Source organism: Pseudomonas sp. S09G 359 (assembly GCF_002843605.1).
GTDB lineage: Bacteria > Pseudomonadota > Gammaproteobacteria > Pseudomonadales > Pseudomonadaceae > Aquipseudomonas.
The window spans coordinates 5,253,489-5,274,648 of sequence record NZ_CP025263.1; the positions used below are offsets into that span (position 1 = coordinate 5,253,489).

Genomic DNA, 21,160 nt, shown 5'->3' on the forward strand with positions numbered 1-21,160 from the left:
TTACGCCAATGCGACAAATAGCGTCGCAATGGCGCAGTTTAAACGCTGGCGGGGGGTTTGCGGCATCGGCAAGCGGATTTGTCTGCGGCCCGGGCGAACTCATCTATGCACCGCTCGCCATCGGGCAGGTTTTGCTTCCATGGGCTTTTATTTCTTTGGAAAGCGTCACCTTGAACGATCACACCACCAGCCCTCACTACCAACGGTTGATCAAAACCGTGCCGACGTGGCTCGGCAACGCCACTGCCCACCGGCGCCAGCAGCTCAAACGCACCACCCTGGCCCTCCCGGCCTGGTACAGCCTTGCCTCGAACGCCGAGCACCACACCCTCAAAACTCTCAACGCGGCCGCCTGGACCGCACAAAACCCGGTGGACCAGGCCCTGAGCAACGTGCTGGGCATCCATGATTTCGCGCGCCCCAAGCTGCAAAAGGCCCTCAGGGAGCAGTTCGCACTGGAACTGGACGTCGAGAAGACCCTGATCCGGCTTTATATTCCCGCGACGATTCCCTGGTTCCCACTGCGCTCCGGCGGCGCCCGCACCTGGACCGTGTCATTGCTGGAAGCCGCCCTGCATAACTTCGAAACCGCTGAAACACACGCCGATGCCCATGAACACGCATCGTCCTACCTGCAGCAGACGGCAACCGCCGATCAATTCGAACTCCTCACGGCGGTCAAGGCGCGTATGGGGATCCAGGCGTTTATCCAACTGTGCCGCAGCCTGGATATCGGCGGCCAATACCAGGCCTATCTGGCCGAGAATTTTTTGCAACCGGTGGCCTCAGCGACGCTGCAAGCGCAAGTCAACACTGCCCAGGACGCCATGCTCAAGGCGGCGCTGCAGATGGCGGTAATGAAGCAAGACCTCGACAGCACTGTGCGACGCCTGATCGAGGGCATCGTCGACGGCCTGCAGGGCATGCGGCTGGACGGCAAGCTGTGGCAAGCCCACGACTTGAGCATGATGTCGGCCCAGTTGAGCGGTATCGTGGTGTTTGCCCCGAATCTTGAGCGCTACCTGGACACGGTCCCCGTGGTCGCCTATATCCCCGACGACCCCGAATCGCCGATCAAGCAGTACACCTCATCCGCCGCACTGATGCTGGACCTGACGCGCAAACTGCGCGCGCGCGCCTATCAACGGTTTTTCAGCCGGTTCGTGGCCCAGGAAGACCGCGGGTATTTCTTCGCCGACCTGAACCAGCGTCTGAGCCGCGTGACCTGGCATCAGCATGTCATTACCGATCCGATGCCCACTTGGCGCGAAACGCCGGTGAGCAAGCCCAACCTGCAATTCGCCTTGAAAACCATCAACGGCGACGTGCTGCCGCATCTATACCAACAAAAACTCAACAAGATCATCAATGACGCCGCCGTCACCGCTGTCTCCACCGCCAGCGCCGACCGCAAGGCCCGCTGGGAGCGTTGGGACGCCCTGCAAAACATCGCCACGACGTTGCTGGAGATCGTCGCATTCGTAGCCGCGCCGTTTTTTCCGCCCCTGGGGGCGCTGATGATTGGCTATACGCTGTATCAGGTGCTGGATGAGACCTTCGAGTCGATCATCGACTGGGCCCAAGGCCGCACCCACCAGGCACTCGGCCACTTCTTCACGTTGCTGGAAACCCTGGTACAGCTCGGCATGTTTGCGACCGGCGTACCGATTGCCGAGGACGTACTGCGTAAAGTATTGCCGCAGGAACTGTGGAGCTTCATCGATAAGCTCAAACCGGTGACGCTGCCCGACGGCCAGTCACGCCTGTGGCATCCGGACCTGAAACCGTATCAACAAGCCTCCACCCCCTTCGCTACCACTACACCCGATGCCCAAGGCCTTCACTACCACGGTAAAACCGCCAGCCTGCAACTGCCCGAGGGGCGCCTTGGCATCCAGTCGATGTCCGACGCAGGTGTAGCCACCCTCCGACACCCCCGCCGGACCAACGCCTACCAGCCTCGCGCCTGGCATAACGGCGCCGGCGCCTGGCGCACGGAACTGGACACCCCACTGAGCTGGAGCGATGACCAGTTGCTGCGGCGCCTGGGCCATACGCTGGAAGACGTGCCCCTGGACACTCTCAAGCGCCTGGGCAGCCAAGGCGACATCGACTACAACGCCCTGCGCAAAGTGCACGTCAACAGCGAACCGCTGCCGCCGCAGCTGGTAGACCAGATCAAACGCTGGCGAATCGACCGCGACCTGCAACGCTTTATTGACCAAATGCACAGCGACGATCCGGCAGTACACGCCAAGGCCGACCCGCAAACCCAACTGCAACTTCTCACCAGCTACGGTCTTTGGCCAGAGACCAAGGCCTTGCGCTTTCTAAACACCAGCGGCGAAACCTCCTGGCAATACGTACCCAAGACCCGCTACCCGGTGGTGCAGATCCACGAGGCGCAGCTGGCCCGGGGCGATTTGCTCAGCATCGTGTTGCAAACCCTGAATGAAACAGAAATCAGAAACCTGCTGGGCGAGCCTTTGATCGGCCAGCCTGAGGCGCTCCCGGTGCGCACTGCACGGCTGCGCAAAAAGCTCGCCGCACTGGCCGATGAAAAACGCGCGTCGCTGTTTGACTCGCGCTACCGAGGCCTTGAAGTGACCAACGACCCCAGGGTCCAGGCGCTGGTCGACTCCCAGCCAGGCCTGCCCAGCAGCATCGCGCAAGAGCTGTTGCGCGGCGCCAACCAGAAGGAGTTGCAGCAGTTAAGCCTGGGCAAAGTGCCGGACCGCCTGAAGACCCTGGCACGCTGGGCCCAACAAGAAGTGCGCCTGACCCGCGCCTATGAAGGCTTGTTCATGGACTCAAGCGATACGCCGGATGCCGCCCTGCTGGCCCTGCATTCCCTCGAACACCTGCCCGGCTGGTCGAACGACGTGCGCATCGAGGTCAAGCAATTGGCCTTCGAGGGCGCCTTGCACGACAGCATCGGCAAGCTGACCGCCGTCATCCGCAAGGTGCTGGTGATGCACCCAGACGGCGAGTACCAGGCCTATGACCATACAGGCTCGGAACTCTCTGCGCCCACTGATTGCTACAACGCCATCCTGCAAGCCCTGCCGGACGCCGAGCGTAGCGCCCTGGGCCTGAATATCGGTGAAGGCGCCAAGCTGCGGCAAAACCTGCGCGACAACCCCCTGCCCCGCGATACGTTGCGCCCGATCCTGCTTCAGCACCCGTTGGTCAAACCGGCCTACGACCCCGCCACCATGCGCCTGCCCGGCGGAATGGACGGCTATGCCCCCACCTCGGGCGCTGCCGGGCGCACCCTGGAAGACCGCACCCGCGAGCTGTTTCCGGCGGTGCAACCGGCACAGATTGAGGCGATAGTCGCAGGCCTGGCGCGCTACCCCGGTGGCGCACAGAGCGCACTGATCACATTGCAAGCCGAGTACCAGCAGCTGGAACACGACCTTTCCCTGTGGGAAGCCGACACCCCAAGGTTGTACCCTGGCACCGAGGTTCGCCTCAGCCGCCAGGACTACGCGATTGCCCGCCAAGGGCGCCAGCAATGGGCCCAACAACTCAAGCGCTGCTGGCGCCTGGAAAGCGCTGTGCACCAGCCCGAAATCGGCGCGCAAATCGGCTACAAACTGCAATTCAAAGACCCGCTCCCCGGCACGCTACCGACCCTGAACCTGCACATGCCGCACGTCACCTTCCTGGAACTCAAAGGCGACAGCAGCACCGAAGGTATCGCGACATTCCTGCAACGCTTCACGAACCTGCACCACCTGGCGTTGCGCGACATCCCGCTGAATGAGCTGCCTAAAGCCATCTTCGAGATGCCGTACCTGACCCAACTGGTACTCAGCAACTGCAAGTTGACCCTGAGTGCCACTGACCACGCTGCCCTGGCCGGCATGAGCCGCCTGCAAGTGCTCGACCTCTTCGCCAACCCCCTCGGGTTGGTGCCCACGGTAGAGGGGCTGCCGGAGTTGCTGTTCCTGGACCTGGCCGAGACGGGCATCAGCACCTTGCCCCAAGGCCTGCTGACGGCACCGAAACTGGACACCGCGATCCTGCGGGGCAACCGCATCGGCGAACTGCCGGAGGCGCTGTTCGAGCTACCGGCGAATACCACCCAAGCCTTCGATTTCTCCGGCAACCCGCTGTCGCGCGCCACCTTGAACAAGGTCAAAACCTACTACCAGCGCACGGGAGAAGACCTTTCGGTGCAGGCCCCGCAACCCGACATTGCCAGCGTGCGCTCGCTCTACCCGACCTTCGAAACCGAGGAGGCCTCGCGTTTTATCATGGGTTTGCCGGGGGATCTCGACGCAGGCCAAAAGACCTTGGCGCGATTGCAACAGGAATATCAGACACTGCAAAGCGACCTCGATGCCTGGGTCGTTGCGCAGCCGACCGAACACCCCATACTCGGCGTCCCCCTGGATGTGCAGGAAGCCGCCACAGAGCAGTTCAAGCGTGGGCAACTCAAGCAATTACTGGAGCAGGCCTGGCGCCGCGAAACCGACGTAAACATGCTGGACACTGGCCCGCACATCACCCACGAACTGATGTTCAACCTGGCGATACTCGGTGAACTCCCGACCCTGCGGGCCAATTTCGATCACGTCTCGGTGATAAAGCTCAAGTGCGACAACATCACCACCAGCGTCGACGCATTCCTCAATAGCTTCCCCAAATTGAGTGAGCTGCGTGTCTACAAGGCGAAGTTGGGCGGTATCCCCAAGGCAGTGTTCAGAATGCAGCGATTGCGCATATTAAGCCTGGCGCACTGCGACCTCAGGCGCAGCGATGCTGGCGCCAGATCCCTGGCCGGCATGGACGCCCTGGTCTATCTCGACTTGCGTAACAACCCGCTACTGAGCATTGCTCCCGACGTCAGCCAAATGCCTGATCTAGCACTGCTGGCCTTGAGCCGCTGCGGTCTGACCGAACTGCCGAATGGCTTGCTGACCCGAACCGGATTGGAACTGGTGGACCTGCGCAACAACCGGCTGACCAGCATCCCGCCGGATTTCTACGAAATACCGTCGAGCTTCAGCAACCGAATGTTTTTATCCGGCAACCCGTTTTCCGCCGAAGGGCGCTGGCAGATTCAGCGGTTTTCCATCAAGACCGGTATCGACCTCACCCGACGCCTGGCAGATATCGATATTCCGCCCGGGCTGCCAATTGAGCTGGAAGACTAACCGCGCTCGGATGGCACCGACGACAATTCAAACGGGCTGCTGCTGCGCCGTTGGTTGCGGTCTTCGCGGGGGGTGGCGCCGAAGAAGTTGCGGTAGGCGCTGGAGAAGTGCGGCCCCGAGGAGAAGCCGCACGACAGGCCGATCTGGATGATCGACTTGCTGGTTTGCATCAACATCTGGCGCGCCTTGTTAAGGCGCAGCTCCAGGTAATACTGGCTGGGGACACGATTGAGGTATTGCTTGAAGATGCGTTCGAGTTGTCGTCGCGACACGCACACGTGCTGGGCGATTTCGTCGGTGGTCAGCGGCTCTTCGATATTCGCTTCCATCAACAGCACGGCCTGGGTCAGCTTAGGGTGGCTGGAGCCCAGGCGGTTTTGCAGCGGGATGCGTTGGCGTTCGCCACCTTCGCGGATGCGTTCTACCACCAATTCTTCGGACACGGCACCGGCCAGCTCGGCGCCGTGATCGCGGGCCAGTACCGCTAGCAGCAGGTCGAGTACCGACATGCCACCACAGGCGGTCAGGCGGTCACGGTCCCAGTCGAACAGATGGCTGGTGGCGATGACCTTGGGGAAGCGCTCGGCAAAATCGTCCTGCCAGCGCCAGTGCACGGCGGCGCGGTAGCCGTCGAGCAGGCCAAGCTGGGCCAACGGGTACACACCGGCCGACAAGCCGCCAATCACACACCCGGCGCGCACCAGCTGCTTGAGCGCCGTGCTCAGTTGCGAGGCGATCACGGTCGGCGGTTCATCCGCCAGCAGGAACAGTTTCTGGAAGCCTTCCAACTTGCCGGCCCACGGCTCGCCGGGCAACTGCCAGGCGCCTTCGGTAGCCGGTTCCGCTTGCAGGAACGACAGCTCGTAGACCACGTCCGGATGCACCCGCTGGGCAACGCGCAAGGCCTCCTCAGCCAGCGCAAGCGTGAGTGCTTTTGTGCTGGGCCAAATCAGGAAACCAATTTTATGGGCGGTCATGGAGTGCTATCCGAAGCGAAGAACGGTGATGAAGATAAAGGCCAATGCTAGCCGGTAAACCCACACAAATCTCAAAAGCTGATGAAGATCCAAATGTGGGAGCGGGCTTGCTCGCGAATGCGGTGGGCCTGTTCCACATCAACCAACTGATCTGACGCTTTCGCGAGCAAGCCCGCTCCCACAGGGGATTGGGGCTTGTCGTGAGACTGCCAAGCATGCACTAAATCAGTGCACAAAAGCAGTCCTGATTACTTCAAGCTGCCCGACAGGAACTGCTGCAACCGCTCAGACTGCGGGTTCACCAGCACTTCACGCGGGTTGCCACGTTCTTCGACGATGCCTTTGTGCAAAAACACCAGCTGGTTGGACACTTCACGGGCAAAGCCCATTTCGTGGGTGACTACCACCATGGTGCGGCCTTCCTGGGCCAGGTCCTGCATCACCTTGAGTACTTCGCCGACCAGTTCCGGGTCGAGCGCCGAGGTGGGTTCGTCAAACAGCATCACCTCCGGCTCCATCGCCAGGGCACGGGCGATCGCCACGCGCTGCTGCTCGCCACCGGACATGTGGCCAGGGAACGCATCCTTACGATGGCCTACGCCCACCTTGGCCAGGTAGTGCTCGGCCTTTTCACGCGCGTCTTTTTTCGACATGCCCAGCACGTGCACCGGGGCTTCCATCACGTTTTCCAGCGCGGTCATGTGCGACCACAGGTTGAAATGCTGGAACACCATGGACAGGCGCGAACGCATGCGCTGCAGCTGTTTAGGGTCGGCAGCCTTCATGGCGCCGTCCTTGTTGGCCACCAGTTTCAGCTCTTCGTTATTGAGCAGGATCTTGCCGGCGTGGGGTTGCTCCAGCAGGTTGATGCAGCGCAAAAAGGTACTTTTGCCCGAACCACTGGAACCGATGATGCTGATCACATCACCGGCCGCGGCGGCCAGGGATACGCCTTTGAGCACTTCATGACTGCCATAGCGTTTATGCAGGTCTTGGACTTCAAGTTTGTACATGCGGTCGGTTCTCACAAAAACAGGTGGTCAGTCGTTGAGCAAGCGCCCGTGACGCAGCGCTTCGCGCCCCGCCACCTTGGCCAGCCAGAAACCCGCTTGGGCATAACGTAGCCGTTCAACGGCAAACAACACCCCCGAGGTGCCCGCGCAAATGGTGCTTACGCGGTCTTCCAGGGGGTCAATCACTTCAAAAATCGGCTCGCCGGTTTCCACCCAGTCACCGGCTTTACGCAGGTAACTGATCACCCCGGCGTGGGGTGCAAACAGCAACTCGGTGCCTTCGAACGGCACGCCTTCGCACGGTTCGTGCTGCGGCGCCGGCCATTCGCCGGTGATCAGGCCCTGCTCGGCAAGGAACGCGAGGATGCCTTCGGCGTGGAAGATCGCTTCGTCACGGCCGGTGTCGGCCTGGCCGCCCAACTCCAGGGTCGTCGCCAGGCAGGCCAACGGTATCTGTGCCTCGGGGAATGCCCGGGCCAGGCGCAGCCACGGCAACGAACAGGCTTCGTCAAACGAACTGCCGCCGGAGTCTTCCGCGAGCAGGCCGACTTTTACATTCAGGTGCGCCGACAACGAACGCCATTGCGGCCAGTGCTGGGGCAGCGCGTACATATGCAGCGCGGCCTCGGCATCGCAATGCAGGTCGAGCACCACGTCAGCGCTGCAGGCGTGGCTGAGCAGAATGCGCTGCATGCCTTGCAGCTGGCTGGCGGGCTCGGGCAATGCGCTGAGCGCATCGCTCATGGCCTGGCGAATCAGGCGCACGTTGGCGTGGGGGTCATCGCCCAGCTTGCCTTTAAGCAACTCGGCAACCGGTTCGCTCAACTCGACAAAATCACGATTGAAATTCTTGCCGCTGCCGACCTCGAAACGGCCCTGGTGGCTGCCTTGCAGCAACTGGCCCAGGCCCATCGGGTTGGCCACCGGCACCAGCTCGATCACGCCGTTGAGGGCGCCTTGCTGTTCCAGTTCGGTGAGGCGCTTTTTCAGCTCCCACGCGGCGCGCATCCCCGGCAATTCGTCGGCGTGCAGGCTGGCCTGGATATAGGCCTTGCGCTCGCCACTGCCGAAACGGAATACGCTCAGCTGGCGCTCGCAGCCCAGGTGACCCCAGGGCAACAGATGGTCGATACGCTCCATATCAGTGCTTCCGTGGAGCCAGGTAGCTCAGCCAGCGGCGCTCGGCCAACTTGAACAGGCGCACCAGGATGAAGGTCAGGCACAGGTAGAACACGCCGGCGGTGATATAGGCTTCGAACGGCAGGTAGAACTGCGCATTGACCGTGCGCGCGGCGCCGGTGATGTCGATCAGGGTGACGATGGACGCCAGGCTGGTGGTCTGCAACATCATGATCACTTCGTTGCTGTACTGCGGCAGCGCGCGGCGCAGGGCCGACGGCAACAGGATGCGGCGGTACAGCTTGTAGCGCGACATGCCCATGGCCTTGGCTGCTTCAATCTCGCCGTTCGGCGTGGCCTTGAGGCTGCCGGCAATGATTTCTGCGGTGTAGGCGCTGGTGTTGATCGCAAAGGCCAGGCACGCGCAGAAGGTAGCGCTGGACAGCAGCGGCCACAGGAAGCTTTCGCGTACCGCCTCGAATTGCGCCAGACCGTAGTAGATCAGGAACAGCTGCACCAGCATCGGCGTGCCGCGGATCACGTAGGTGTAGAGCCAGGCCGCGCCGTTGACAATCGGCTGCTTGGACACCCGCATCAAGCCCAGGGGCAAGGCGGCAAGCAGGCCGAAGAACAGCGAAATGGCCAGCAGTTTCAGGGTGGTCAGCAAGCCGCCAAGGTACAGCGGCATGGCCTCCCAGATGACGTTGTAGTCGAAGATCATAGATCAGCCGCCCTTACGCCTACCGAGTAGCGCTTCTCAAGATAGCGCAGGGCCAGCAACGACACGCTGGTGATCACCAGGTACATCGCCGCCACTGCGAGGAAGAAGGTAAAAGGCTCACGGGTGGCGTCTGCCGCCTGCTTGGCCTTGAACATCATGTCTTGCAGGCCCACCACCGAAATCAGCGCGGTGGCCTTGGTGAGGACCAGCCAGTTGTTGGTAAAGCCGGGGATCGCCAACCGGATCATCTGCGGCACCATCACCCGGAAAAACACCTGGAAGCTACTCATGCCATACGCCAGGCCGGCTTCGGCCTGACCCTTGGGAATGGCCATGAAGGCGCCGCGGAAGGTTTCCGACAGGTAGGCGCCAAAGATGAAACCCAAGGTGCCGATACCGGCGGCCAAGGGGTTCAAGTCGATATAGTCGTCATAGCCGAGCATCGGCGCGACGCGGTTGAGCAAGTCCTGACCGCCGTAGAAAATCAGCAGGATCAGCACCAGGTCGGGGATCCCGCGGATCACCGTGGAGTACAAGTCACCCAGCCAGGCCAACCAGCGCACCGGCGACAGGCGTAACGCTACCCCGATCAGACCCAGAACAATGGCCAAGGCCATGGACGACAAGGCGAGCTGAAGCGTCAACCATGCGCCATCGAGGATGACGGCCCCGTAGCCTTTCAACATGATTCAGGTCCTCGAAAAGGGGGATGAAAAAATGGCGCAAACCGCAGGAATTCTGTTGCTTGCGCCATTTAGGACAGACAGCTACGACGAGTTACTTAGAGTCAGCGCCGTAAATATCGAAGTCGAAGTACTTGTCCTGGATTTTCTTGTATTCGCCGTTGGCACGGATCGCGGCAATGGCTGCGTTGATGCGGTCCAGGTTTTCCTTGTCGCCTTTACGTACAGCGATGCCGATGCCGTCACCGAAGTACTTGGCATCGGTGAACTGTGGGCCCACGAACGCGTAGCCTTTACCGGCCGGGGTTTTCAGGAAACCGTCCTGCAGCAGGGTGGCGTCAGCCACGGTGCCATCGAGGCGGCCAGCTTCCACGTCCAGGTAGATTTCGTTCTGCGAGCTGTAAGGAACCACGGTGGCGCCTTTAGGGGCCAGGACTTCCTTGGCAAAACGGTCGTGGATCGAACCGCGCTGCACACCGATCTTCTTGCCTTTCAATTCATCCAGGCTGTCGCTGACGGTGGTGCCTTCCTTCATCACCAGCTGCGCTGGGCTCAGGTAGTAGCGGTTGGTGAAGTCCACGGACTTCTTGCGGTCTTCAGTAATGGACATGGACGACAGGATCGCGTCGATCTTGCGCACTTTAAGCGCAGGGATCAGGCCGTCGAACTCTTGCTCGACCCAGGTGCACTTGACCTTCATCTCTGCACACAAGGCGTTGCCGATGTCGTAGTCAAAACCGACGATGCTGCCATCCGGCGCCTTCGAGGCAAACGGAGGGTAGGCTGCTTCGATACCAATTTTCAGTGGCTTGCCTTCAGCGAAAGCCTGCATGGACAGCACGGACAGCGCCAGGGCGCCCAACAGCACGAGTTTCTTCATCTTGGGACTCCATCGGTATAGGGCAAAACAGCAGTATGAGCCATGGCCCACGATGCGACGTAAAGGAACCGAATTGCGGTGCTGCGTCCTACGCCAGTGCAACACTGGAGACGACGAGCGAGTGATCGGCATTCTAACGACAGGCCGGAAGCCGATATTTCCTCAATGCGACAACTATTTACAGAAGCACCGAGAAAGCGGTTTCAGCACATTGACAGCCTCTGAATTTTATGCAGAGACAAAAGATATTAAACCTGTTGATGCTGCAAATTGCGGGCCTATTATTCGCAAACCCTTCTAGCACGGCAAGTCTGGCGTTTAATCTTATTGGTTGGGGTGTCTGGAATGCGGCTTTAAGGAGCAAAGGCGTAGCACTTTGCCTCAGGTTTGGGCGTGGGGTTACACATTTATGCTGAGCGGTAACATTCAGAAACTTCCTACTGAAGAAACCGATATTTATTGGGCTGGGGGTTATGCAGGGCTGTCAGACCACCCTTTCTGCCCAACCTGAAATGCAATCCAAATGTGGGAGGGGGCTTGCCCCCGATGGCGGTGTATCAGTAACAGATGAGCTGGCTGACACATTGCAATCGGGGGCAAGTCGAATCGTCGCACCGCCCCTCCCACATTTGATCTCCATTGGTTTCAAGACTTCACAAAAAAGCCCCACCCGGCCTACACCGAATGGGGCTTTGTCTGACTATCCCGCGCTTACGCCACGTTCATCGTCTTGTGCGTCTCAATCAAATGCGCCACCACACCCGGGTCCGCCAGGGTGGAGATATCCCCCAACCCGTCATATTCCGCCGTGGCAATCTTGCGCAGAATCCGCCGCATGATTTTCCCCGAGCGCGTTTTCGGCAAGCCCGGTGCCCACTGGATCACGTCCGGCGAGGCAATCGGTCCGATTTCCTTGCGCACCCAGTTTTTCAGCTCCAGGCGCAGCGCTTCGTTCGGCTCTTCGCCATTCTTGAGCGTGACATACACATAAATGCCCTGCCCCTTGATGTCATGCGGCACGCCGACCACCGCCGCTTCCGCGACTTTAGGGTGAGCCACCATCGCGCTCTCGATCTCGGCGGTGCCCATGCGGTGGCCGGACACGTTCAACACGTCGTCCACACGGCCGGTGATCCAGTAGTAGCCATCCTCGTCACGGCGCGCGCCGTCACCGGTGAAGTACATGCCACGGAAGGTCTTGAAGTAGGTGTCGACGAAACGGTCATGGTCGCCGTAAAGCGTGCGCGCCTGCCCTGGCCATGAGTCGAGGATCACCAGGTTGCCTTCGGCGGCGCCCTCGATCAGGTTACCGAGGTTATCCACCAGCGCCGGCACCACGCCAAAGAACGGGCGTGCCGCCGAACCCGGCTTGAGCGCATGCGCGCCCGGCAGCGGGCTCATCATGTTGCCGCCGGTTTCGGTCTGCCACCAGGTGTCGACGATCGGGCAACGGGATTGGCCGACGTTCTTGTAGTACCAGTCCCAGGCTTCCGGGTTGATTGGCTCGCCCACCGAACCGAGCAAGCGCAGGCTGCTGCCATCGGCGCCTTCTACAGCAGCGGTGCCGGAAGCCATCATTGCGCGGATCGCGGTCGGGGCGGTGTAGAGGATATTGACCTTGTGCTTGTCGACGATCTTCGCCACCCGCGTGATATCCGGGTAGTTCGGCACGCCTTCGAACAGCAGCGTGGTCGCGCCATTGGCCAACGGGCCGTAGACGATATAGGTGTGGCCAGTGACCCAGCCGACGTCGGCGGTGCACCAGTAGATCTCACCTGGGCGGTAGTCGAACACGCGCTCGTGGGTCAGGGCTGCATACAGCAGGTAGCCGCCGGTGGTGTGCTGCACGCCTTTCGGCTTGCCGGTGGAACCGGAGGTATAAAGGATGAACAGCGCTTCTTCGGCGCCCATCTCTTTTGGCGCACACACGGCGCCGGCCACTTTCATCAGGTCTTCGTACCAGATGTCGCGATGCTGGTTCCACTTGATCGCGCCATTGGTGCGCTTGCACACGATGACTTTCTGGATGCTGTTGGTTTCCGGGTTGGTCAGCGCGTCATCGACGTTGGCCTTCAGCGGAATTTTCTTACCGGCGCGAATGCCTTCGTCAGCGGTGATCACCACCTTCGACTTACAGTCGATGATACGACCGGCCAGGGCCTCCGGCGAAAAACCGCCGAACACTACGGAGTGAATCGCACCGATGCGGGTACACGCCAGCATGGCGACCACGGCTTCGGGGATCATTGGCATATAGATGGTCACCACGTCGCCGCGGTGCACATCCTGGCCACGCAGGGCGTTGGCGAACTTGCAGACTTCTTCATGCAGCTCGCGGTAGGTGATGGTGCGGCTTTCGGAAGGGTCATCGCCTTCCCAGATGATCGCCGCCTGGTCGCCACGCTCGGCGAGATGACGGTCCAGGCAGTTGTAGGAAACGTTCAGGGTGCCATCGGCAAACCATTTGATATCGACATGGTGGTCGTCGAACGAGGTCTGCTTCACCGCGGTGAAAGGCTTGACCCAGTCAAGGCGCTTGGCTTGCTCGCGCCAGAAACCGTCGGGGTTGACCACCGACTGCTGGTACATGGCCTTGTAGGTCGCCTCGTCGGTCAGCGTGTTGGCTGCTACTTCGGGGCGAACGGGGTACAGGGAAGCCGCACTCATCTTTCTTACCTCGGTGACAATAGTTGTTTTTGTATGCCCTGTTGTAGCCGGGGCTGCCCCATAGAACCATTCGACGATGGTAGTAACAAGCCCCTACAAATTGCCCTGCTATCCGCGTGTGCCGCTCTGGCCCGCGCCCCGTGGCGCTTTGCGGCTTGGTGAAAAAACCTTTACCACGGGATTGTTACAAAAACCGCCAATAGTGTTTATCAAAAGCACGGGTATATGAATATAACTCGCGGGCCTAAAATCAACTCCGCCAACAAGGCACTGTGATTAACAACGCAACAGCCCCCACGAAGGCATCGTTAATCCGAACTTCCCAACTCTTAAGTTACACACGCGGCCTCACAAGGGCCCCGTGACCCCTTTCGCCCTGAAGAAGGTAAGTAAACAAATGAAAGCTCTCGTAGTTATGGCCCTCAGCAGCTTGTGCGCCACCGCCGCCCTGGCCGACGAGGCCCCGACCGAGCTGGCCGGCCAGAATGCCCCGATTGTTGAGGACTACACCTATAGCACCCACTTGGACGTTGCCAAAGTATTGTCCATGAGCAACATCCCGGAAGTTTGCGAAGTTGTACCGGTAAAGATGGAATATGAAGACTCCCAAGGTCAGCGGCATATTCTTAATTACCATGTAATGGGTAACGGTTGCTCTAACGGGTAATAACCACCTCTGTAGGATTCTTATTCGCCGCAAGAAATCGTTCTTGCGGCAAAGAGCCAGCGTCTGACACACCCCAATCCAAATGTGGGAGCGGGCTTGCTCGCGAAGACGGCCTCCGCCATCCCCAAGCCCTCCCCCCCCTCGTCTCCTCCCCCCAAAAAGCCCTTCCCCACCCCCCGCAATAAATAGCCCACCGCCCGTCAAAAATTTCCTACCCCATCAAACCCCTGTAAACCCTCACTCTGGCGTAAATAGCAGGCTTTTTGTCTCTGATCCGAGACCATCCGCCGCAACACAAAGCCGAATTTTTCCCTATAATGCGCGGGTAAATCGGGCCTGCAATATCCCTTTACACGGGGATGAAGAGCCAGACCTGAGGCCTCCGCTGGAGCAAGCACCTACTGCTCCGCCCCTCAAGCCTCACGCAGAGCACCCGTAACCCTATTCCGTTTAATGCGTGCGCTAGCTGCAACAAACGATTCCTTAAGATCCACCGCGGCCTTGGGGCCGTGTGAACCCCCAACCATCCGGTTTCACACGGGCACCTTTGAGCCCTCACGCAGGAGACGACACGTCATGCTGAGCTGGGACGAATTCGACAAAGAAGAAGAAGGCGAAGTAGCCGCTAAAGGCGCCAACGCCGGCCACGCCACCGAAGCCAACATGGACCGCCTCGACGGTGCCGGCGCTGCCGCCGCCATCGAAGCCCGCGCCGTCACCGCCAGTGACTCCGCCGCCATCGTGCGTGCCAAGGCTGCGCTGGACAAACTCGACGTCGCCGAAGGCCTCGCCGAACTCGAAGGCTCCGCCGCCCGTGTCGCCGTTGACGAAAAGCGCATGATCAACTGCCGCGCCGACCTCAACCAACTCGTACCCTTCAAGTACGACTGGGCCTGGCAAAAGTACCTCGACGGCTGCGCCAACCACTGGATGCCGCAAGAGGTCAACATGACCGCCGACATCGCCCTGTGGAAAAACCCCGAAGGCCTCACCGACGACGAACGCCGCATCGTCATGCGTAACCTGGGCTTCTTCTCCACTGCGGATTCGTTGGTCGCGAACAACCTGGTCCTGGCCGTGTACCGCCTGATCACCAACCCGGAGTGCCGCCAGTACATCCTGCGCCAGGCCTTCGAAGAAGCGATCCACACCCACGCCTACCAGTACTGCATCGAATCGCTGGCCATGGATGAAGGCGAAATCTTCAACATGTACCACGAGATTCCATCAGTCGCCAAAAAGGCCGCCTGGGGCCTCAAATACACCCGCTCGATCTCCGATCCAAAGTTCGAAACCGGCACCGTCGAGACTGATAAAGAGCTGCTGCGCAACCTGGTCGCCTACTACTGCGTCCTCGAAGGCATCTTCTTCTACTGCGGCTTCACCCAGATCCTCTCCATGGGCCGCCGCAACAAAATGACCGGCGTGGCCGAGCAGTTCCAGTACATCCTGCGCGATGAGTCGATGCACCTGAACTTCGGTATCGACGTGATCAACCAGATCAAAATCGAAAACCCACACTTGTGGGATGCCGAGATGAAGGAAGAAGCGACCCAGATGATCCTGCAAGGGACTCAGCTGGAGATTGAATATGCGCGCGATACCATGCCGCGCGGCGTGTTGGGCATGAATGCGGCGATGATGGAGGATTACCTCAAGTTCATCGCGAACCGTCGTTTGTCGCAGATTGGGTTGAAGGAAGAGTATCCAGGGACGACTAACCCGTTCCCTTGGATGAGCGAGATCATGGACTTGAAGAAAGAGAAAAACTTCTTCGAAACCCGTGTGATCGAGTATCAGACTGGTGGGGCGTTGAGCTGGGATTGATTCCTAAGCCAAGCAACATTGAGAAGCCCTGACTTGTTCAGGGCTTTTTTATGCCCCTTGATCTGTATAAGATTTGTCTTACACCAAGATCATCCACAGAGTGGTTGATACGAATTTCGACGCCGAATAGTGTCGCCAACCGGTGCCTAAGAAACGCCCAACGTAGCAGCTAGTCTCACTCACACAGCCGAAAACCCACATGATCTATCATGCGGAATGAACGCTGTATCGAGGCTAAGTAAGTTGGAGTTTCTTAAATCCGCTCTCTACGTTGGGTTTGCGCCCTTTCGTCAATCACGTAGAGGTCAAAGGAAATGTCTAGCCAATATTTGCTCAACTTAGCTCGCGCCAAGAGTGCGATCACACCCGAGGCTTCTATTGCCGTCGTTTTCACCCGCCATAATCTTCAGTTACATACCCTCCTTCTAGAAAACCAAGTGTGGTTCTGTGCGCGTGACCTTGGGCGTTTGATGGGGTGGTATTTGGGCGAGCGAACCACTCGCGAGCTCGATGAGGACCAACGAAGAACTGTAAAGCTGTTATTCCACGGTCAACCGGAAGAAATGCTGATGATCAGCGAGTCCGGTGCATACGCATTGCTGGTCTATCACTACACGCCGGGGAATCGTCTGCTGCGAAGTTGGCTGACTCATGAAGTGGTACCAACGTTGCGGGACGAGCGTCAGCCAAGATCGGTGGAGCGACCGTTGCTGAGCATGCTGGATTGGCCGGAAATGTCGTTGAACTTGCTGCATTGGCAAGATGAAGGCTGGATACGGCTTCGGGACATGCCTTATTTACTGGTTAATCGGACCTGGCGGAGAGAATCAGCAAAGACTCGGTGGTGGCGAAAGCTCACCCAACCCTTCCGAATGAAGCAGCGAATGTACTAACAAGAACGAACGGCAAATCCCACCTAGTCGTAGGAAATTTCGTAGACGCAATAATGGCTACTCAGTATCGTCCGAGGGTTTTCTACCCTCGGCGGCTGTATGGATACGAAAAAAAGTAATACCGGATGGAGCGATCAGGAGCTTGAAGCGTCCGTCGATGGCTACCTGAAAATGTTGAAGCTGGTAAGTCTCGGCCAGTCCCTTAACAAGAAAGCCGAACACGAGGTTCTACGCGAAGGCGCTTTAAGCACTCGATCCTTAGCGTCGGTTGATTACCGCATGCGTAATATTTCTGCTGTGTTTGAAATACTGAATCAAACACCGATTGCTGGTTACACAGCCGCAAAGAATGTCGGTTCGGGAGTCGTCTCTCGTATCAGCCGGATGCTGGCACAGCGAGGCATCGTTGCATCTCAAGACAATGCCCCCACGTTTGATGACGAGTTACTGGAGCGGCGAGCAGCAAAGCTTCAAAGCAAACCCATCAAGACCAAACCCGAAGGCATCGCCGCACCGCAGCAGGTCAGTACCACAAGCACATCCTACGTACGCGATCCGGAAGTGCGCGCTTGGGTACGTCAGCAGGCGGCAGGTATTTGTGAGGGTTGCAGCCTACGCGCGCCATTCAACCTAGACAACGGCCAGCCATTTCTTGAAGTACATCACGTCAAGCACCTCGCCCAGAAGGGTTCGGATCGCATCACCAATGCTGTAGCCTTGTGCCCCAATTGCCATCAGCGTTGTCACCGGTCGAGTGATCGGGACGAATTCACCGCTGGGCTTTACTCGAAAATCAGCCGATTGATACAAGAGTGAACTCCTGCGGTCACACCTGATGCACGCTCAAAAAAATACTAGATAGGACCGAGGCCAACCCGTGAACCCAGACATGCTCGAAGCCGGCCCCATCGACGCCAAAGTACTCTCCGTCTTTGACTTCGACGGCACCCTGACCCATCACGACAGTTTCGTGCCCTTCCTCAAGTTTGCCTTTGGCCCCGCTGAGTTCTACGGCCGGATGGTCAAGTTGGCGGTGCCTGGGCTGCGCTTTTTGCTGCAGCAGATCAGCCGGGATGAGTTGAAGGCGCAGTTGATCCGCACCTTTATGACCGGGGTGGAGAAGGCGTGGGTGCAGCAGAAGGCCGAGGAGTATTGCCAGCGCAATTGGGCGCGGTTGATGCGCCCGGCGGGGGTGTTGTCGGTGGAGCAGGAGTTGGGCTCGGGCGCGGTGGTGACACTATGTTCGGCGTCGCCGGCGTTGGTGTTGCAGCCGTTTGCGGATCGGCTGGGGATCAAGTTGATTGGCACTGAGCTTGAGGTGGTCGACGGGGTGTTGACCGGTAAGCTCACCGGGAACAACTGCCGCTGTGAGAATAAAGTACTGCGGCTTGAGGCGGTGTATGGGGATTTGGGCGAGTATCGGCTGCGGGCTTGGGGCGATACGCGCGGGGATCGGGAGTTGCTGGCGGCGGCGCAGGATGCGCATTTTCGGCATTTTCATGCGAAGAAAAAGCGGGCTCGGTTGCAGCGGTGATGCGGGTGGGTGGGGTTGGCGGGTAGACCGAGGCGATCCCTTCGCAGCCTCGCTGGGGCTCGACAGCTCCCACAGTTTGATCAGTGCCCCGCTGGAGCGCGCACTCGCGTGGAGTGCTAGGGGCGATGAGCGGAGCCTCGCTCAGACTCGACAGCTTCCACGCTTCACCGTGTGAGGCTGATCATCTCGCTGGTACTAAGCAGCAATCCAGTTCTCCACAATCAAGCCATTCACTCGCTTGAACTCCCCTTCGTTGTTAGTGACCAGGACTAATCCTGAGCTTCTGGCATGCCCTGCAATGTGCAGGTCGTTTACGCCAATTGGCGTGCCCTTCTTCTCGAGATCAGAACGGATTGAGCCGCAGTGAAAAGCGGCCTTGTCATCGTAATGGATGACGTCAAGGCGGGAGGTGAAATCCTCTACGGCTCGGGTATTTTTCTCAACAGATTGGCTCTTTTCTGCTCCATGCAAGAGCTCTGCGAGGGTGATTGAAGAGATCACCATTCGCCCTACGTTCGCATTGAATTTTTCCAGTATTTCGATAGGCCGACGCTTGATGATGTAGATCACGATGTTGGTATCAAGCATGTACTTAATCATCAAAGGACTCTCGCTCTTGCTGATTTTGATCGGCACGTTCCTCCATAAAGTCATCAGATACCGATTCGCTTGCAAGGAAAAAGCTGTCCCAAGTGTTTTCAACTGGCGAAATGATCAGCTCGCGACCCACGGCACGCACCTCAACAGTTTTCACACCAGCAGGAAAACGCATGTCAGCAGGGATGCGGATATTTTGCGTGCGGTTATTGGTGAAAATCGTTCCCGTAGACATTAGGAACACCTCTCTGGGCGGGTGAAGACAGGGAAGAAGATAGTTCGCGACTGCTCTATTGCATAGCTCTATAGCAATCATCCGATGGACGCGTTCGAATGGATGTTCGTCAGCGGCGGCTTAGGATGTGCATTTCGGGCAAGAGGCAGCAACTTATGCTTCCTGAGTGGGCGACGGGTTGCAGGTTCTTGCTGATATTTGTGCAGGTTCCCGCTATTAATAGCGAAACTTCTCACGGACCCGAGCCCCATGAAATTCGACACGGCCTACAGCCTGAGTCTCGATGACAAGCTGTCGATCTACGACGTACGAGACCTGAATTTCGACGAAACCGCCGCCTACGATTCCGACGAGGACAGTTTCCTGTGCCCCAACGACGAATGCCGCGCGGCGTTCGACCCAGGCAATGCGCTGAGCACCTTTAACGCAAAAAACGTCAACTACCAACGCACCCCGCATTTCAAGAACAAGACCAGCACCCGGCATGTCGACGGTTGCCGCTATGCCAGCACGCAAAAGACAGCGTCTGGTGAAAGTGACGACGAGCGCGAGGACAATTTCCCCTCGGAGTTTGTACTCACACGTCGTCAGTACCCCGCCAAAACAGCCCACGCGGGCACCGATGGAAACGCCCTACAAGATTCAGCGAAAGCGCCTTCGAACCCGACGTCCAAACCCCACAACCACAGCGAGACCACCCCGGACAAAACCAGCGTGTTTGCCCACCCGGTGGAGTGCTATGTGTCGAATATCGACGACAAGGACAAGCTCAAGGGCATGCCGCTGAAGATCGGCGACCACACTGCGACCTACTGGACGTTTTTCAAGAAGATCGAATACCTGCAAGACAACCAGGGCCTGATCTACTGGGGCAAGATCAAAGCGATCAAGGACTACACCAGCAGCTTTCGCATCGACTTCGAAAAGAAGGTATGGCTCGACAAAAAGCCCTACTCGGTAAATGTCTACCTGAGTAAAAAACTCATCGAGAACTACCGCAAGCGCAAGGCATTCCTGGAGCAGATCAAGGCCGCAGTGGACAGTGAACGGGCGTTGTACTGCTTCTTCTATGGCGTGACGCCAGCGTTGAAACAGGTGCCCAGCAAGAAAAACCCCGAGCAGACTTTTGGGGTGTTCAGCGCGAATATCGAGAACCTCGACCACCTGATTATTCGGGAGGCGCCGGGAGTCGAGTAGCGGTGGGTTGAAAAGCCCGCAAAGAATCCAGTTGATGAACGGTCAAAACAACTGTACAAAAACACAGTATAGTTTGCCTTCCCCCGTCGAATCCTGGAGAAACCCCATGTCCTCTCTGGCAATGCACTCTTTTGTAGACCAGCAGATCGTCCTGCATCAATTCACCGCCAAACACAGCGTACAGGCCCGCGCGATGCTGGGCTGGGGCCGTGAAGAGCTGGCCCGCCAGGCTGGCGTGACGGTGGAGGCCCTGCAACAGTTTGAAAGCCACGGTGACGTTGGGGATGAAACCCGACTGGCCTTGGCGTTTCGGCTGGAGGCTGAGGGGCTGGTGTTCTTCCCGGGGTTTGCACCGGGATGGGGGATGAGTGCGCGCAGGTTTGGCACCCTACCCACCGAACCTGCCGCCCCTTCTATTATCTCGCGGCTGATGGGCTCAACAGCGGCATCAATTGATTCATCAACGCCTCAACCGAATGGGGCGTAGCGTCCAGCCGAATCACCGGGCACGTCGGCGCCTTGAGCCAGCTTTCATGACGGCGCAGGCTGCGTAGGCTGTGGTTGCCATCGTCGTAACGCGCGGCCCAAGCCAGGAAGGCAACGCTGTTTGCATGGCGGCTGCCACCTTCGAGTATTTGCTCACCGTAGCGTTGCACCTCGCGCAGGCGCAGGCGGTGCAGGCGGATGTCGGGGGCCAGGCGCAGGAACACCACGTGGGTGAAGTGCGCGATCATCGGGTCGCCCCAACCACACAGTGAGCCGGACAGCACCCAGCCTTCAAGGCCGGCGGTCTGCTCTTGCAGAAGGCGGATGCGTTCTTGCTTGGGCCGGGCAACGGTGAAAGGGGCCTCGGTCTGCTGCCAGTAGAAGTCATCGGAGTCGAAATAAGCGATGTTCAGGCGTTCGGCCAAGGCCATGCCCAAGGTTGTGGTGCCTGCACCTGCCGCGCCGAGGATGTGAATTCTGCAGGCCATGGCGTTTCTCC

Annotated in this window: 18 protein-coding genes; 8 read left to right on the plus strand and 10 right to left on the minus strand. The window is 58.9% G+C overall.

The window, feature by feature from the left end:
- Window positions 1-170: 170 nt before the first annotated feature.
- Window positions 171-5,165: a dermonecrotic toxin domain-containing protein gene (locus tag CXQ82_RS24015; RefSeq protein ID WP_101272603.1), complete on the plus strand. Its 4,995-nt coding sequence runs from the start codon at window positions 171-173 to the stop codon at window positions 5,163-5,165.
- Here the strand turns inward: CXQ82_RS24015 and CXQ82_RS24020 are convergent.
- From CXQ82_RS24020 to acs, 7 genes are all read right to left on the minus strand, one after another.
- Window positions 5,162-6,142: a GlxA family transcriptional regulator gene (locus tag CXQ82_RS24020; protein WP_016979802.1), complete on the minus strand. Its 981-nt coding sequence runs from the start codon at window positions 6,140-6,142 to the stop codon at window positions 5,162-5,164. The two genes, CXQ82_RS24015 and CXQ82_RS24020, sit on opposite strands and share 4 nt — an antisense overlap.
- Window positions 6,143-6,390: 248 nt before the next feature.
- Window positions 6,391-7,155 carry an ABC transporter ATP-binding protein gene (locus tag CXQ82_RS24025; protein ID WP_003214336.1) on the minus strand — a complete coding sequence of 255 codons (765 nt, stop codon included), beginning with the start codon at window positions 7,153-7,155 and terminating at the stop codon, window positions 6,391-6,393.
- Between the two features lie 27 nt (window positions 7,156-7,182).
- Window positions 7,183-8,295, minus strand: a complete 1,113-nt coding sequence (locus tag CXQ82_RS24030) for a succinylglutamate desuccinylase/aspartoacylase family protein (protein WP_101272604.1) — start codon at window positions 8,293-8,295, stop codon at window positions 7,183-7,185.
- 1 nt (window position 8,296) lies between these two features.
- Window positions 8,297-8,995, minus strand: a complete 699-nt coding sequence (locus CXQ82_RS24035; RefSeq protein ID WP_010208307.1) for an ABC transporter permease — start codon at window positions 8,993-8,995, stop codon at window positions 8,297-8,299.
- A complete protein-coding gene (locus CXQ82_RS24040; RefSeq protein WP_032886746.1) occupies window positions 8,992-9,681 on the minus strand; it encodes an ABC transporter permease in 690 nt (229 codons plus the stop codon). Before CXQ82_RS24040 ends, CXQ82_RS24035 begins: the two co-directional genes overlap by 4 nt.
- A 91-nt stretch (window positions 9,682-9,772) precedes the next feature.
- Window positions 9,773-10,558 (minus strand): ABC transporter substrate-binding protein, encoded by a 786-nt coding sequence (locus CXQ82_RS24045; RefSeq protein ID WP_101272605.1) that lies wholly within the window; start codon window positions 10,556-10,558, stop codon window positions 9,773-9,775.
- 711 nt (window positions 10,559-11,269) lie between these two features.
- Window positions 11,270-13,225 (minus strand): acetate--CoA ligase, encoded by a 1,956-nt coding sequence (gene acs / locus CXQ82_RS24050; RefSeq protein ID WP_101272606.1) that lies wholly within the window; start codon window positions 13,223-13,225, stop codon window positions 11,270-11,272.
- 397 nt (window positions 13,226-13,622) lie between these two features.
- Between acs and CXQ82_RS24055 the strand changes: the two genes are divergently transcribed.
- The 5 genes from CXQ82_RS24055 (at window position 13,623) to CXQ82_RS24075 (ending at window position 18,146) form a co-directional block, all read left to right on the plus strand.
- Window positions 13,623-13,892 (plus strand): DUF2790 domain-containing protein, encoded by a 270-nt coding sequence (locus tag CXQ82_RS24055; protein WP_101272607.1) that lies wholly within the window; start codon window positions 13,623-13,625, stop codon window positions 13,890-13,892.
- Window positions 13,893-14,468: 576 nt separating this feature from the next.
- On the plus strand, window positions 14,469-15,719 hold the full coding sequence (locus CXQ82_RS24060) for a ribonucleotide-diphosphate reductase subunit beta (protein WP_032879817.1): 1,251 nt from the start codon (window positions 14,469-14,471) through the stop codon (window positions 15,717-15,719).
- A 314-nt stretch (window positions 15,720-16,033) separates the two neighbouring features.
- Entirely contained in the window at window positions 16,034-16,612 is a 579-nt protein-coding gene (locus CXQ82_RS24065; protein WP_101272608.1) for a Bro-N domain-containing protein, read from the plus strand.
- 99 nt (window positions 16,613-16,711) lie between these two features.
- Window positions 16,712-17,428 (plus strand): HNH endonuclease, encoded by a 717-nt coding sequence (locus CXQ82_RS24070; RefSeq protein WP_101272609.1) that lies wholly within the window; start codon window positions 16,712-16,714, stop codon window positions 17,426-17,428.
- Between the two features lie 73 nt (window positions 17,429-17,501).
- Complete coding sequence (locus tag CXQ82_RS24075; RefSeq protein WP_101272610.1) at window positions 17,502-18,146, plus strand: HAD-IB family hydrolase; 645 nt, start codon at window positions 17,502-17,504, stop codon at window positions 18,144-18,146.
- A gap of 195 nt (window positions 18,147-18,341) precedes the next feature.
- On the opposite strand, the gene CXQ82_RS24080 is transcribed toward CXQ82_RS24075, so the two are convergent.
- Together CXQ82_RS24080 and vapB are read right to left on the minus strand one after the other, a co-directional pair.
- Complete coding sequence (locus CXQ82_RS24080) at window positions 18,342-18,746, minus strand: type II toxin-antitoxin system VapC family toxin (RefSeq protein WP_101272611.1); 405 nt, start codon at window positions 18,744-18,746, stop codon at window positions 18,342-18,344.
- Complete coding sequence (gene vapB, locus CXQ82_RS24085) at window positions 18,739-18,978, minus strand: type II toxin-antitoxin system VapB family antitoxin (protein WP_101272612.1); 240 nt, start codon at window positions 18,976-18,978, stop codon at window positions 18,739-18,741. Before vapB ends, CXQ82_RS24080 begins: the two co-directional genes overlap by 8 nt.
- 249 nt (window positions 18,979-19,227) lie before the next feature.
- On the opposite strand from vapB, the gene CXQ82_RS24090 reads away from it, so the two are divergent.
- Window positions 19,228-20,175 (plus strand): hypothetical protein, encoded by a 948-nt coding sequence (locus CXQ82_RS24090; RefSeq protein ID WP_101272613.1) that lies wholly within the window; start codon window positions 19,228-19,230, stop codon window positions 20,173-20,175.
- A gap of 106 nt (window positions 20,176-20,281) precedes the next feature.
- Window positions 20,282-20,662: a helix-turn-helix transcriptional regulator gene (locus CXQ82_RS24095; protein ID WP_101272614.1), complete on the plus strand. Its 381-nt coding sequence runs from the start codon at window positions 20,282-20,284 to the stop codon at window positions 20,660-20,662.
- Here the strand turns inward: CXQ82_RS24095 and CXQ82_RS24100 are convergent.
- Entirely contained in the window at window positions 20,592-21,149 is a 558-nt protein-coding gene (locus CXQ82_RS24100) for an AAA family ATPase (RefSeq protein ID WP_101272615.1), read from the minus strand. The two genes, CXQ82_RS24095 and CXQ82_RS24100, sit on opposite strands and share 71 nt — an antisense overlap.
- Between the last annotated feature and the right edge of the window lie 11 nt (window positions 21,150-21,160).

Bases quoted from the DNA above. Each gene is read 5' to 3' on its own strand.
- CXQ82_RS24020 (WP_016979802.1), bottom strand. From the start codon at position 6,142: ATGACCGCCCATAAAATTGGTTTCCTGATTTGGCCCAGCACAAAAGCA.
- CXQ82_RS24025 (WP_003214336.1), bottom strand. From the start codon at position 7,155: ATGTACAAACTTGAAGTCCAAGACCTGCATAAACGCTATGGCAGTCAT.
- CXQ82_RS24030 (WP_101272604.1), bottom strand. From the start codon at position 8,295: ATGGAGCGTATCGACCATCTGTTGCCCTGGGGTCACCTGGGCTGCGAG.
- CXQ82_RS24035 (WP_010208307.1), bottom strand. From the start codon at position 8,995: ATGATCTTCGACTACAACGTCATCTGGGAGGCCATGCCGCTGTACCTT.
- CXQ82_RS24040 (WP_032886746.1), bottom strand. From the start codon at position 9,681: ATGTTGAAAGGCTACGGGGCCGTCATCCTCGATGGCGCATGGTTGACG.
- CXQ82_RS24045 (WP_101272605.1), bottom strand. From the start codon at position 10,558: ATGAAGAAACTCGTGCTGTTGGGCGCCCTGGCGCTGTCCGTGCTGTCC.
- acs (WP_101272606.1), bottom strand. From the start codon at position 13,225: ATGAGTGCGGCTTCCCTGTACCCCGTTCGCCCCGAAGTAGCAGCCAAC.
- CXQ82_RS24055 (WP_101272607.1), top strand. From the start codon at position 13,623: ATGAAAGCTCTCGTAGTTATGGCCCTCAGCAGCTTGTGCGCCACCGCC.
- CXQ82_RS24060 (WP_032879817.1), top strand. From the start codon at position 14,469: ATGCTGAGCTGGGACGAATTCGACAAAGAAGAAGAAGGCGAAGTAGCC.
- CXQ82_RS24065 (WP_101272608.1), top strand. From the start codon at position 16,034: ATGTCTAGCCAATATTTGCTCAACTTAGCTCGCGCCAAGAGTGCGATC.
- CXQ82_RS24070 (WP_101272609.1), top strand. From the start codon at position 16,712: ATGGATACGAAAAAAAGTAATACCGGATGGAGCGATCAGGAGCTTGAA.
- CXQ82_RS24075 (WP_101272610.1), top strand. From the start codon at position 17,502: ATGCTCGAAGCCGGCCCCATCGACGCCAAAGTACTCTCCGTCTTTGAC.
- CXQ82_RS24080 (WP_101272611.1), bottom strand. From the start codon at position 18,746: ATGATTAAGTACATGCTTGATACCAACATCGTGATCTACATCATCAAG.
- vapB (WP_101272612.1), bottom strand. From the start codon at position 18,978: ATGTCTACGGGAACGATTTTCACCAATAACCGCACGCAAAATATCCGC.
- CXQ82_RS24090 (WP_101272613.1), top strand. From the start codon at position 19,228: ATGAAATTCGACACGGCCTACAGCCTGAGTCTCGATGACAAGCTGTCG.
- CXQ82_RS24095 (WP_101272614.1), top strand. From the start codon at position 20,282: ATGTCCTCTCTGGCAATGCACTCTTTTGTAGACCAGCAGATCGTCCTG.
- CXQ82_RS24100 (WP_101272615.1), bottom strand. From the start codon at position 21,149: ATGGCCTGCAGAATTCACATCCTCGGCGCGGCAGGTGCAGGCACCACA.